At 37.9% G+C, this 13,105-nt stretch carries 9 protein-coding genes; 3 read left to right on the plus strand and 6 right to left on the minus strand.

All coding sequences use genetic code 11. The annotated features are described in order from the left end of the window. Positions 1 to 13: 13 nt before the first annotated feature. The 6 genes from GQR47_RS00505 to GQR47_RS00530 form a co-directional block, all read right to left on the minus strand. On the minus strand, positions 14 to 484 hold the full coding sequence (locus tag GQR47_RS00505) for a methylated-DNA--[protein]-cysteine S-methyltransferase (protein ID WP_154902932.1): 471 nt from the start codon (positions 482 to 484) through the stop codon (positions 14 to 16). Further along, complete coding sequence (locus tag GQR47_RS00510) at positions 484 to 1,836, minus strand: AlkA N-terminal domain-containing protein (protein WP_154902933.1); 1,353 nt, start codon at positions 1,834 to 1,836, stop codon at positions 484 to 486. Before GQR47_RS00510 ends, GQR47_RS00505 begins: the two co-directional genes overlap by 1 nt. Before the next feature lie 74 nt (positions 1,837 to 1,910). Continuing rightward, a complete protein-coding gene (locus GQR47_RS00515) occupies positions 1,911 to 2,522 on the minus strand; it encodes a superoxide dismutase (RefSeq protein WP_154902934.1) in 612 nt (203 codons plus the stop codon). Positions 2,523 to 2,544: 22 nt separating this feature from the next. After that, complete coding sequence (locus tag GQR47_RS00520) at positions 2,545 to 3,051, minus strand: hypothetical protein (RefSeq protein ID WP_024597096.1); 507 nt, start codon at positions 3,049 to 3,051, stop codon at positions 2,545 to 2,547. Positions 3,052 to 3,130: 79 nt separating this feature from the next. Continuing rightward, on the minus strand, positions 3,131 to 3,613 hold the full coding sequence (locus GQR47_RS00525) for a GNAT family N-acetyltransferase (protein WP_002958990.1): 483 nt from the start codon (positions 3,611 to 3,613) through the stop codon (positions 3,131 to 3,133). A gap of 12 nt (positions 3,614 to 3,625) precedes the next feature. Continuing rightward, positions 3,626 to 8,389, minus strand: coding sequence for a PAS domain-containing protein (locus GQR47_RS00530; protein ID WP_165723365.1), 4,764 nt, complete (start codon positions 8,387 to 8,389; stop codon positions 3,626 to 3,628). 251 nt (positions 8,390 to 8,640) lie between these two features. On the opposite strand from GQR47_RS00530, the gene GQR47_RS00535 reads away from it, so the two are divergent. From GQR47_RS00535 to GQR47_RS00545, 3 genes are all read left to right on the plus strand, one after another. Further along, entirely contained in the window at positions 8,641 to 9,507 is an 867-nt protein-coding gene (locus GQR47_RS00535) for a cation diffusion facilitator family transporter (protein WP_154902936.1), read from the plus strand. Positions 9,508 to 9,621: 114 nt separating this feature from the next. Beyond that, entirely contained in the window at positions 9,622 to 10,692 is a 1,071-nt protein-coding gene (locus GQR47_RS00540; RefSeq protein WP_154902937.1) for a PepSY-associated TM helix domain-containing protein, read from the plus strand. A gap of 72 nt (positions 10,693 to 10,764) precedes the next feature. Continuing rightward, on the plus strand, positions 10,765 to 12,900 hold the full coding sequence (locus tag GQR47_RS00545; protein ID WP_154902938.1) for a TonB-dependent receptor: 2,136 nt from the start codon (positions 10,765 to 10,767) through the stop codon (positions 12,898 to 12,900). The last annotated feature ends 205 nt before the right edge of the window (positions 12,901 to 13,105 follow it).

A 13,105-nucleotide genomic window follows, 5' to 3' on the forward strand; every position in this document is an offset into this window, starting at 1 on the left:
TTTATCAATTAATTTACATTAATCCTTCGTGCTTCAGCAACCACAGTTTCCTATCAAGCCCACCAGCATAGCCCGTTAACTTTGCATTTGCGCCAATAATTCGGTGGCACGGTACAATAATACTAATCGGATTTTTACCATTAGCAGCGCCTACTGCCCTCACTGCTTTTGGGTTATTGAGTTGGTTAGCAATATAGCCGTATGTTTGCGATTGTCCAAAAGGTACTGTTAATAGTGCTTGCCATACACTTTGCTGAAATACCGTACCGCTTGTATCAAGTGGTACATCAAACATAGTGCGTTTTTTTGCAAAGTACTCATTTAACTGCGCAGCGCAAATAAGCACCGCCTTGTTAGTAACTTGCTCAAATGGCGTATGAGGGTGCTCAACTGGAGGATAAAAACCAACGTAACTCACACCTTTATCAGTCGCTTGAATAATTATGTCGTCTATAGGGCTCGAAATTGATGTTTGAATGATCATTATAATTGCTGCCAAAGTTGAAACGTTAAGTAAGAGCGAAAAGGAGCGCAATTAGCAGGCTCAAACGGATTTGCCGCTGCTTGTGCTTTTTTAACACCTAAATCACCATCAAGTAATATATCGGGTTGGCTTTGTCCTCGCAGCTTTGCATAATTTACTGTCCAAGGGCCAATTCCTTTTAAACTAAGCCATTCGTCTAAATCGTCATTTTCAGGATTTAGCGCACAAAACTGGGCTAAGTTGTGTAGCGCATTTTTGCGTGCTTGTGGCATTTTAAAAAATGCAAAATCACTATTAGCAACAATTTTAGCCGTAGGAAAATAAACGGCATCGCCCTCTTTTTCGCCTAATTCATCAACTAACTTTGTTACTAAATTATGCGCTGCAGTAACACTCACTTGTTGCCCAAGTACCGCTCTTATACCGGCTTCAAAACTTGACCAAATCCCCGGAAGTCTGAGCCCTTCGCACACTGTAAACGCATTGTTTATATTGGCGCTTAAATGCATTTGAATTAAATTAATATCGGCATCTAAATCAAGCACACGGCGTATATTATTTATAACAGGTTGTAAGTACGCCGTATTGTCTATATTGATAGATACACTAAAGTGGTTTTTACTCGCTATAAATTCTGCGGTAAAACTTCCTTTATATTTATCACTTGCAAAAGTACGCCCGTAGCTCGTTTGTGTTATCCACTCCATTGGTTTTATCAAGCGCCTTTGTAAAAAGCCCTGCAAAGCAGGCCAATTATAAGGCGGCCTAAATGGCAGGGTTAAAATGAGTGTTGACGTTGGCTTTTTATCGCCACTGCGCAGCTTCGAGGGAGCTATATTTAACTGCTGTAAAAATGCATCATTAAAGCGCCTAATGCTTTTAAAGCCTGCGGAAAACGCTATTTCGGTAAGGGGTAAATGTGTTTCTTGAATCAGTTTTTTAGCAAAGTGGCATTGGTTAAATAATCGATATTGCGTAATCGACACGCCAAAATACTGCTTAAACAACTGCCTTAAATAACGACTACTTACGCCTAAACGAGCTGCTAATTTTTCGCAGTCGTGCTCGTCATTTTGATCTATTAACTGTTTTGCTCTAAGTGCCGTCGTTTTTGTACCCTGCCATGCTGCGCTGCCTGGGGCACTATCGGGCCTGCAACGAATACAGGGCCTAAAACCATCTTGCGCCGCGTTATGGGCAAACTGATAATAAGCAACGTTTTTTTCGTGAGCCGTTGGTGCAGGGCAAATTGGTCTGCAATAAATACCGGTACTTTTTACCGCTACGTAAAAAAGCCCGTCAAAACGAGGATCGCGACTCTGACGTGCTTTTTGCCAATGTGAAGTGTACATAAACGGCTCTATAAATTAATCTAATAGAGCCTAGCTTATAGAAAATAAACTGTATTACTAGCCATATTCGGCACTCAACTTATTGCGGCTAGGTAGCGTTTTTCAACTTCAGTCCAATTAATTACATTATAAAAAGCAGCAATATAGTCAGGACGCTTATTTTGATACTTCAAATAGTAGGCATGCTCCCATACATCAAGTCCCAAAATAGGGGTATTTCCCTGCATTAAAGGGCAATCTTGATTAGCACTATTTTCTACAATCAACTTTTTATCTGGGGTCACACATAGCCACGCCCAACCACTGCCAAATTGACTAATTGCAGCAGCAGTAAATTGATCTTTAAACTTATCAAAACTGCCAAACTGTTCATTTATTGCCTGAGCTACACTACCTTCAGGTTCCCCTCCTCCTTCTGGGCTCATTACTTGCCAAAATAAGCTGTGATTAAAATGCCCTCCTACATGCTCTTGTACTGCTTTTTGTAAATTACTAGGCAGGCTGTTTATTCCCTTAAGTAATTTTTCAGCATTTGCGGTTGCATAAACAGTATCTGCTAAAGCAGCATTGGCTTTATTGATATACGTTTGATGATGCAATGTGTGGTGAATATGCATTGTTTTACCATCAATATGAGGCTCAAGCGCATCGTACTCATAGTTAAGTGCAGGCAAAGTAAAAGCCATAAATACTCCTTTTTCTTTTAAATTAGTGCAGTTGATTGTTTGTAGTGCTCTCTGAGCATAAGCAAAAATTCACTTGCTCTATTAGCTCAGGTAAAAAATGATAGCGTCTTGCAAATGATACAAGTTCAGAGGACGTTTTAGTGTAATGATGCTTACTCACTTTTTGTATATCGTAATGAGTATGCTTAATTAGCGAACAGAGTGTTAAGTGTACTTCGCATAGCCATTTGCATGCATTTTCAGGCTGTTGCATAGCTATATAGGTATCAGCTAAATTATGCGACGCAACAACAAGTGCGGGTATGCAATGCTCAATAGCATGGATGACATTGTTATTAATCTGAGCATATAAAAACTGCTGAAGAAGATGATCTGCAAGTGTTTTAGCTAATAAGTATTTATCGCGGGCTTCGAGAAGTGCACCTTGTTCAAATGCATAATTACCTTGCATTATATTCGACTGCCAAGGGCTTAATGCTTGATCAAGACAAAGTAAATCTGAGTGGGATTGTTTTTGGTTTGAGATCATATAATCATCTGCACGTTTATTTATGGGCGTGTAGTTAACTTACACACCCACAAACCTAAATGCAAATGATTTTCATTAACTATTTAGCAAAGTCTAGTAATTCCTGCCCTGTTAAGCGATATATAATCCATTCGTTTTGAGGCTTTGCACCAATGCTATTGTAAAAATCGATAGCGGGTTTATTCCAATCAAGCACTACCCATTCAAAACGACCACAGTCATTACTAATCGCCTTATTAGCTAAGTGCTTCATAATGGCTTTACCTGCACCATTGCCACGGCTATCTGGGCTTACGTATAAATCTTCAAGGTATAGGCCATTTTTACCTAACCATGTAGAGTAATTATAAAAATAGACCGCAAAACCAATTGGCTCATCACCTTCTAAACAAATTATGCTGTGCGCAGTAGCACCGTCGCTAAACAGCGTATCTAAAATAGCCTGTTCGTCTGTTTTAACTGCATCCGGTTCTTTTTCATATATGGCAAGTTCGGTAATAAAGTGCAAAATTGTTTTCGCATCACTTGGTTTTGCATCACGTATTATAACGGGTTGGCTCATTTTATTTTTACCTTAAATATACTGCTCTAATTTATCTTTTAAAATATCTAATTGAATCGGTTTGCTCAAGTAGTCATCCATTCCAGCGGTTATACAACGCTCTTTATCAGAGTCCATTGCATTAGCCGTAATAGCAATGATCCTAATGTTTTTGTGTTGTATACCCGCCATACCTTTACGGATAGCTGCAGTTGTAGCAAAGCCATCCATAACAGGCATCTGGCAATCCATAAGAACGAGCTTAAAGAAACCAGAATCGTGAGACTCTAATATATCTATCGCTAATTGACCATTTTCGGCAATTGTAACGTCACAATTAAGCTTTTTGAGCATTAATGTAGCCACTTGTCGATTAATTGGATTATCTTCTACAAGTAATATTTGGGTAGGTTCCTGCACCTTTTCTTTTTTAAGAGAGGAAATATAGCCTGAAGTAACAAGTGGGAGTGTCTCATCTGAATCATTACTTGTTATGACTGACAGTGCAGAAATTAAATCGGCAGTGGTTACAGGTTTGGGGAAATATGCCTGAAAGCCTGCATTAGAATAGCGCTGCGCACCTTCCATACCAGCAATACTGGTCATCATTACAAGTGGCATTGATTTATAATGTTCATGTGCTTTTAGTGCTTTACACAGCTCTATACCATCCATTTCTGGCATTTGCATATCAAGCACTGCAATGTCATACATGCAATTGTTACTTTTATACTGCTGCGCGCACATATCAAGAGCTTCGCGTGCGTCACATGCAAGCGCAACTTTAGCACCCCAGTGCTCAAGCTGCTGTGAAATTACAATTCGATTTGTCTCGTTATCATCAACAACCAAAACGGTTAGCTCTTCCATATTAATATTAGGAATATAGCGCTCTTTTTGATCTCCCGGAGTCAGCATTATAGAGGCAGTAAAGGTGCTTCCTTTACCTGCTTCGCTAGTGAGAGAGATAGCCCCCCCCATTAGTTCACAAAGCTGCTTACAAATAGCCAGCCCTAAGCCACTGCCTCCATATTCACGCGTTGTTGATGCATCGACTTGAGAGAAAGGGGTAAATAATTGCTCTTGTTTTTCTAAACTTATTCCTATGCCTGAGTCCTTTATACTTACAACAAACTCTAAACCTTGAGCTACTTTATTAATTTTCGCGCTTACAACAACCTCGCCTTGACTCGTAAACTTAACGGCGTTGCTCAATAAATTAGTAATAACTTGGCGAATGCGCCCTGGATCGCCGCATAACTGCGAAGGCTCTAGCGCTACCAGATCCAAAATAATTTCAATACCTTTGTCTTGAGCTGTAAATGCTTGTGCGGCAGCAACTTCACCAATTAAATCACGTCCATTAAAGTTAATTTCTTCAAGCTCGATTTTACCTGCTTCAGCTTTAGAGAAATCTAAAATATCATTAATTACACCCAATAAAGAATGTGCACTTTTTTTGGCTATATCTACTTTTGTTTCTATTGGTTTAGATAGCGACTCTAATTGAACAAGCTCTAGCATACCGAGTACGCCATTCATCGGCGTTCTAATTTCATGGCTCATGGTTGCTAAAAATTGGCTCTTAGCAATGGCTGCATCTTCAGCTTTCACGAGTGCTACTTTTAGCTCCTCACTAATTACTTTTCGTTTTTGAGAAACTAAAGTGCTTCCCACTAAAGTAGCTAATGAGCGAAGATACGTTTCTTCACTTTGCGTCCAGTTGTGATGCTCGCCTACTGTTTCAGCGCACAAAATACCTAAATTACCATCGCCTGTTGCAATTACAGCATCAAGCATCGATTTAATATTTAGTGGTGTTACATATGCTTCAATAAAATCAACAGTTGCTGAGTGAGTATAAACATCATCAATAGCCACTAAATTATGTTTATAAATAGCATTAAAATAAGCTGGGTAGTCTTTAGCAGTTAAAATAGCGTCGGTATCTACAAACCCTTGACCATTTATATATAAGCAATGACACGTCATCACATCTCGTTTTTCGTTAAAGATCCATATCGAAGCTCGTGTAACATTTAGCACTTCACACATAGATTTAACGGCTAGCTTTTTAACCTGTTCTACATCACTATTTTGCACCTCAGGTGCGACTGTAAGCGCGGCTAAATTTTTGTTATAACGATTTGCTTTTTCGCTCTCAAGTTCAAGTCGTTTATGTGCATCAATACTTTGAAATGAACCAAACACACGTACACATTTACCGTCTTTAAGCTCAGCTTGGCCCATCGATTTAACCCAACGCTCTTGCCCAGAATAGGTCAAAATAATAAGCTCTACACTCCAGCTTTCACCTAAAGTCACTGCGCACTCAAATAAGGTACTTATAGTATCTCGGTGTATGCCTGGTTTATAAAAGTTAATAGCGGTATCTATGCTCGGTTCAAAGTCCTCTGGTACTTCGTGAATAACTTTAACTTCATCAGACCAATAAAGTGTATGCGCATCTAAGTCCATCTCCCATGCGCCAATCTGCCCTTGCTTACTCATTGATTCAAGTAGGCTTTGCTGACGATTTATTTTTAACTGTGTATTGTAACGCTCTGTAATATCAAAAATAAATCCATCTAAATACAATATGCTGCCATCATCTGCGTAAATGGCTTGGCCTTTTTCATTTACCCAATGTAAGGAGCCATCGCGGGCTGTAATCCTATACTCAACAGACCATGACTGCTTAGCGCTAACACAACGTAGAATTTCATCTTTTATTTTTTTAGAATCGTCTTCGCATATCAAATCAAAAAAGCTGGGGGGTTCATCATGTATCAACTCATCAGGTGAATAACCTGTTATTCCACTCGCTTGCTCGCTCATATAAAGCATGCTTAATTTATTATCAAACTTACATCGATAAATAATGCCAGGGATATTTGATACCAAAGATGCAAACCTATCGCGGCTTCCTTGTAGCTCAAGCTCTGTAGATTTTCGTTCTGATATATCTAAATGCGTACCTATCATACGTTTTGGAGAGCCATCGGTATTCCACTCAACTACTTTTGCAGTATCGAGTACCCAAATCCAATGTCCATTTTTATGCTTCATGCGGGCTTCACTAACAAAATAGTCAGTCTCACCGGCAAAGTGCTCTTGAAGTTTTTTATTTGATATCACTAAGTCGTCTGGGTGAGCATATGTATACCAAGTATCTATAGTACAAGGCTCAATCTCACTGAGTTTGTAACCTATTATCTCGGCCCAGCGGTTATTAAACGTCACTTTATTCGTATCAATATACCAACCCCAAATACCCACGGCTGTTGAGTCTATCACTAACTGTAACTGTGTTTTGTGTTGCTCAAGCTCTAGCTCTTGTACTTTCAGGGCTGTAATGTCATTACGAATAGCAATATAGTTTTGCGGTTTTCCATTTTCATCTAAAAATGGTGCAATCGTCGTATCTACCCAATATATGCCACCATGCTTAGCTTTATTGCATATTTGCCCGTTCCATATATCACCACGTTTAAGCGTTTTATACATATTTTTAAAAAATGCTTTTTCGTGTTTTCCTGAATTTAAAAGGCGATGGTTTTGACCTATTAATTCGTGTTCATCGTAGCCACTAATCTCACAAAATTTCTTATTTACAAAAGTGATGGTGCCATGCAAATCAGTTACAGCAACAATAGCGTGTTCATCTAATGCACTTTTTTGCTCGGCTAATTGTTTTAATGCAATTTGAAGTGCAGAGCGTTGCTTTTGTAATATACTGTGTTGCTCTTCTTTTACGGCTACTAAATTACGTAAACCCAATGAAAGCTGGTTAAACTCAATACTGTCGTTTATTACAGGGACTTTTACCTTATCTCCTTTTGTAATACTTTCAACAATTTTAGCTAAGTTAATTAAAGGTCTAGAAAGTCGACGCCCAAACCACCACGATGACGTTAATATAAGCAGCAATGCCCCCGCATTTGTTAATAAAGCAAGCTGTTTATAAAAATTAGCACCTTGTAGTGCAACTTCTTTTGGTTTTGTTACAAGTAATTGCCATCCAGATTCATTTAAAAACTCTAGAGAATCAATATACCCGTATAAAGTCTCTTCATTTTTATTACTGTAAGAAAAAACACGTTGCGTTGGGGAGCCGTTTTGAGAGAAAAATAGTGGTTGAGAATCTTCTGAATTATTATTTTTTTGAATTTTATTATTATGCATAACATAAAATGTTATGTCTTTATTTGCAGCGTGTATTTTACTTAGATTATTTAATAAGCCGTTTAAATTTATATCTGCGAGCAATATGGCTTGTAGCTTATTTTCGGTATTTACTAACGGTAAGCCAATAATATGATACTCACGCCCTGAGACTGTCATTGACTGAAATTGGATTTTACCTGTATTTTTAATACCAGAGAGTATGTTATTAAAACGTTGATCTTTAATAATATTAAAAAAGGGTGATGAAGGTAGTGATTTAACGAGGTTTACATCAATAAGTTCTACATTATTAACAAAGTCGTACTGCTCAACAAATTGCGCTATTAATTGTTGTTTTTTAGTCGGGCTAATATCAAACTGCGCCCTAAGCAAATATAGATCCTTAACATGCTCTGCAAACCAAATATCAGCAAATTGCTTACCTATATTATTAAGCTCGTTTAGTTCAGCGTCTGCATTTTGCTTAAGCGTGCTATTTACATGTCCAAGGCTAAACCAAGTAAGTATACATAGTGGCCCTAAGGCTATAATTATAAAGGTTATAATTAACTTACTTCGAACAGACTGTCCTTTACCTGTTAATTCATCAAAGTTTAAACCTTTGTGCATGCTTAATATCCAGCAACTTATAATCATTTAATATTACTTACATTAATGCACTAAATATATAAAGACGCAAGTTTTGAGCGGTAAACTCCTTAAAAAATGGGTGTTTAGCGTTACAATATTAAATTCACACTTTTTAAAATATACGCCTTTATTACTAACTTATAATTAGATTTATTGACGCTACCACATCTGTAGCGGTTTTAAACCAGCCATGATATAAGCAATATTCAATTAATACATTTGAGGTCATTATGGCGCACGATCACTCACATAGTCATGTAGACGAAAACCAGAGCGATAAACAGCTAACCGTCGCTGTGGTTATTAATGTATTGCTAACCGTAGCCCAAGTTATTGGCGGGGTATTTTCGGGCAGTTTGTCACTTATAGCCGATGCACTTCATAATTTAAGTGATGCTGCCGCTATATTTATCGCGCTCGTTGCACGTAAAATTGGTAATAAACCTGCTGACACCACTCATCATTTTGGCTATAAACGCGCTGAAATACTTGCCACACTTTTTAATAGCGGTACATTGATATTAATTGGTGTGTATTTAATTTTTGAAGCCATTTCGAGCTATTTAAACCCTCAACCAATTAATGGCTGGATAGTTGTGTGGGTGGCAGCAATAGCATTGATTATTGATTTAGCAACCGCATATTTAACCTACCGAGCTGGCGCAAATCACAGTATAAATATAAAAGCGGCCTTTATTCATAACGTATCAGATGCAATGGCATCTATTGTTGTTATTATTGCGGGCACCTTAATTATTTTATACCAGTGGTATATCGTTGACTTAATTGCCACTGTGCTTATTTCTCTTTATGTAATTTATCATGGCATTTTACTATTAAAGCAAAGCTGCAAAATTTTAATGCAAGCAGCGCCTAGCAATATTGATACAGATGCAATATCACGTGCTATTAGTAATGAATTTAATATCGAATCGGTAGTTAGTATTAAGCTTTGGCAACTAGATGATAAAGAAAATTATTGTGAGCTTATTATTGGCACCCAGCACTTAATTAATTTGCCAGCAGTAAAAAGCTTTTTACACGACAATTTTAATATTGAAAATTGCATAATAGAAATCCGACCAATCGCAAATTAAAGCCCAATTTAATGCTCTTAATAACAAGCTAAACCAAATACATAACTATTTAATTGAAAACAGCTCGTATTATCATTTACAATATTGTCATTAACTCATAATGAGATACCGTTTTTGAAACTTTGGTTACGTAGAATTCATTTAGGCCTTGCCCTAATTAGCGGACTATTTTTATTAATAGTGAGCCTAACCGGTGCTGTTATGATTTATGCAAAAGACATACAGCACCTAATAGAGCCTGAGAAATGGCAAGTAACACCCCAAAAAAACTTAATGCATTACGATGAACTTATACAAAATGTACAAGCTCAAACTAAGCAAAAAATCACCTTTTTTATGCCCGAACAAGCGCCAAACGCAGCATGGCAATTTCGGTTAGCCAATAAACACTACGCCAGTGTTAACCCTTACTCAGGGAGTGTACTAAACATCTATGAATCAACCGATACGATTTATGGGTTTGCTATGGGATTACATCGTTGGCTGTTGTTTGAAAACAGTAAAGGTGAGAAAACCTTTCGAAATTGGATGTCGGTGTGTGCATTGCTACTTTTAATAAATGTATTACTGGGCTTTTACTTATGGGTAAAGCCCAAAAACAGAGTTAAACGTTTAGCTATAAAACCAAAAGCCAAATTTAGAGTGCTCATGTATCAATTACATACAGTGCTTGGTGTTTACTTTTTTATACCGCTTATGCTGATTGCATTTACTGGTATGGCATTTAACTGGAAAACACAAACTCAATCTGTATTAGAATTTGTGACGTTTAATAAAGTAGAACAAAGACCTAAAGCACCAAAAGTAATAACCCCTTCTCAAGCTACTTTAAACTACAATGAAGCAATTAAAAATGCAGAGAACGTATTTCCAGACGGTAAATTATATAGAGTTTACTTACCTAAAAAGGATGACGAAGCAATTGCACTGAGAATGCAAAACCCTGGCGAAAGCCACGCTTACAGCTGGGTTTGGACTAACCCATTTACGGGTAAAGTATTAAACTCATTTGACGCCAGTAAAACAAACTTCACAACACAAGCATGGAACTTCAAATATAAGTTTCACATTGGTGATTTTGCAGGTCCTATCGTGCAGTTTTTATGGTTATTAATAGCCCTTTCACTCGCATTTTTTATTGTAAGCGGTGTGTATTTCTGGTTAAAACGCCATAAATGGAAATAAATCTCATTAACACTTGTGTCATTAGTTGATAATGATTACCATTACGTAAATTGTTATCAACTAAGACACCCCATGTTAAAAACTTCGCTTTGCCTTATCGCTGTTGCAATAAGTACTAACACGTTAGCAAATGAAAATAATAAAAATGAATACAATTCTGATCAATTTGAGCATGTCATTGTTTCAGGCAGCCGTATATCAGAAAGCATTGACGAAGTACCAGCCTCGATCACCGTTATTAATCAGCAACAAATACAACAGCATTTAAAAGTAAGCTCAGAATTGGGAAGTTTACTCGCGAAAATGGTTCCTGGCCTTGCCCCAGATACAGGCAGTTCAAGTAATTCAGGACAAACACTACGCGGCCGTGCGCCATTAATAATGATTGATGGCGTACCGCAATCAACCCCTCTTCGTAATGGTTCTTTAGGCGTAAAAACGTTAGACGCCAGCGCAATAGCGCGCATTGAAGTCATAAAAGGCGCAACGTCTATTTATGGTAATGGTGCCTCAGGTGGCATTATTAACTACATAACAAAACAAGCGCGTAGTGATGGTAAACCGGAAGGCGAAATAAGTATTTCAAGCCGCTTTAGCGCTGTTAAATTAGCAGAAAGTGGTGGCGGTAGAGTATCAGCCGCAGTAAACGGTAAGCTCAACCAACTAAGCTACCTGTTAACGGCAAGCTATGAAGAAAACGGCGTACAACGCGATGCACAGGGCGATATTTTAGGCTTGCAATATGGTTTATCAGACTCTGAAACTCAAAACTATTTTACCAAACTAACTTATGATTTTGACGACGAAAAGCAACTGCAGTTCAGCTATAACTTTTACAGCTCACAGCAAAAAACTGATTTAGGCGATGTTACTGGCGATGGCAATATAGGGGAAAAAACATACGCTATACACGTCCCATTAGCGCTTCAAAAACAAGGTAAACCGCAAGGCCCAGAAGGCAACAAAAATATAACCCTAAAATATGTTGATTACGCGTTGTTTGAAAACACACAAATGACCCTCGATCTGTATAAACAAAATATAGAAAACGTATTCTTTTTCTCAACCGCTTTAGCCAATCTTGATGAAGGTTATAGCGGTGGTCAATCGGTTATTAAATCAGACAAGCAAGGTGCAAGAGCTACATTTAATAGCCAGTTTGATTTTGAAAACCTAACAGCCACTCTAATCTACGGTATTGATGCCTTAAATGATAAAACATCGCAACCTTTAGTAGATGGCCGTGTGTGGGTGCCCGAAATGGACATGGAAAGTGTGGCTGGCTTTTTACAAACTAAATGGGTAATAAACGACGATATTATTGTAAAAGCGGGTGTAAGAAACGAAAGCATTGATTTGAGTGTAAGTGACTACCAAACGCTAAAACTTTGCAAAACCGTATCTCAATGTTCAGTACCATTAAATGTGCGTGGTGATACCATAAACTATGACGCTACAACGTATAATGCAGGCATAAAATACAATTTAACAGATGCATTCAGCCCATTTTTTAGTTATTCACAGGGCTCTGATATTTCTGATATTGGTCGCCTACTTCGCGCTGCAACCGTTGACGATATTGCACTTGTTCAAACACAAGCCTCAATAATCGACAATTACGAAATTGGTTTTACCTCACAGTTTGAAAACGTACGTTTTGAATTTGCTCTTTACAGAAGTACCTCAGAGCTTGGTACAAGTAATGAGTATAATGAAGTAACAGGTGTTTACGAACCCGTACGTGCACCACAAGAAATATGGGGTTACGAAGGGTTAGTTAATTATACTATTAACCAAGACCTTAAATTAAGCGCCACATATAGTTACGTAGAAGGAAAAAACACCGAAGCTGATGACTACCTAGGCGCAAGCCAAATTAGCCCACCGAAAGCCACTGCTAATTTAACGTGGCAAACAAATGACGAGCTATCGCTTGCAATGAGCTTTTTATATGTAGGCGACAGAAAGCGTTTTGATAAAAATGCGCAAGGCCAATACTCTGGCGATCAGGGCCCTGTTAGCAGCTACAACACATTCAACTTAAGTGGCCAATACAATGTTAACGCCAGGTGGAGTGGGTATTTTGGAATAGAAAACCTATTTAATAGTGATTACTACCCTGCCCGCGCACAGGCTTACACCTACGGTGGATATAACATTAAAGGATTAGGCACAACCGCAACGCTGGGTGCTAAATACCAGTTTTAATTAGTGATAGACTCAATAAATAGGCATCAGCATGCCTATTTATTTAAAAAGATAATATGAAAAGCAGTATCTCTACTTATTGTTTATAAATACCTCTAGTAATCATTCTCAGATACTAATACAAATAAAAAACTGTCCATAAACCAAGCAGTAACGCAAACTTAAATAAGAATCAAAACCAATAGTAACGCAATGATTTTTATAG

Origin of the sequence: Pseudoalteromonas sp. Z1A2 (assembly GCF_011378755.1) — a bacterium.
Classification (GTDB): domain Bacteria; phylum Pseudomonadota; class Gammaproteobacteria; order Enterobacterales; family Alteromonadaceae; genus Pseudoalteromonas; species Pseudoalteromonas distincta.

Bases quoted from the DNA above. Each gene is read 5' to 3' on its own strand.
- GQR47_RS00505 (WP_154902932.1), bottom strand. From the start codon at position 484: ATGATCATTCAAACATCAATTTCGAGCCCTATAGACGACATAATTATT.
- GQR47_RS00510 (WP_154902933.1), bottom strand. From the start codon at position 1,836: ATGTACACTTCACATTGGCAAAAAGCACGTCAGAGTCGCGATCCTCGT.
- GQR47_RS00515 (WP_154902934.1), bottom strand. From the start codon at position 2,522: ATGGCTTTTACTTTGCCTGCACTTAACTATGAGTACGATGCGCTTGAG.
- GQR47_RS00520 (WP_024597096.1), bottom strand. From the start codon at position 3,051: ATGATCTCAAACCAAAAACAATCCCACTCAGATTTACTTTGTCTTGAT.
- GQR47_RS00525 (WP_002958990.1), bottom strand. From the start codon at position 3,613: ATGAGCCAACCCGTTATAATACGTGATGCAAAACCAAGTGATGCGAAA.
- GQR47_RS00530 (WP_165723365.1), bottom strand. From the start codon at position 8,389: ATGCACAAAGGTTTAAACTTTGATGAATTAACAGGTAAAGGACAGTCT.
- GQR47_RS00535 (WP_154902936.1), top strand. From the start codon at position 8,641: ATGGCGCACGATCACTCACATAGTCATGTAGACGAAAACCAGAGCGAT.
- GQR47_RS00545 (WP_154902938.1), top strand. From the start codon at position 10,765: ATGTTAAAAACTTCGCTTTGCCTTATCGCTGTTGCAATAAGTACTAAC.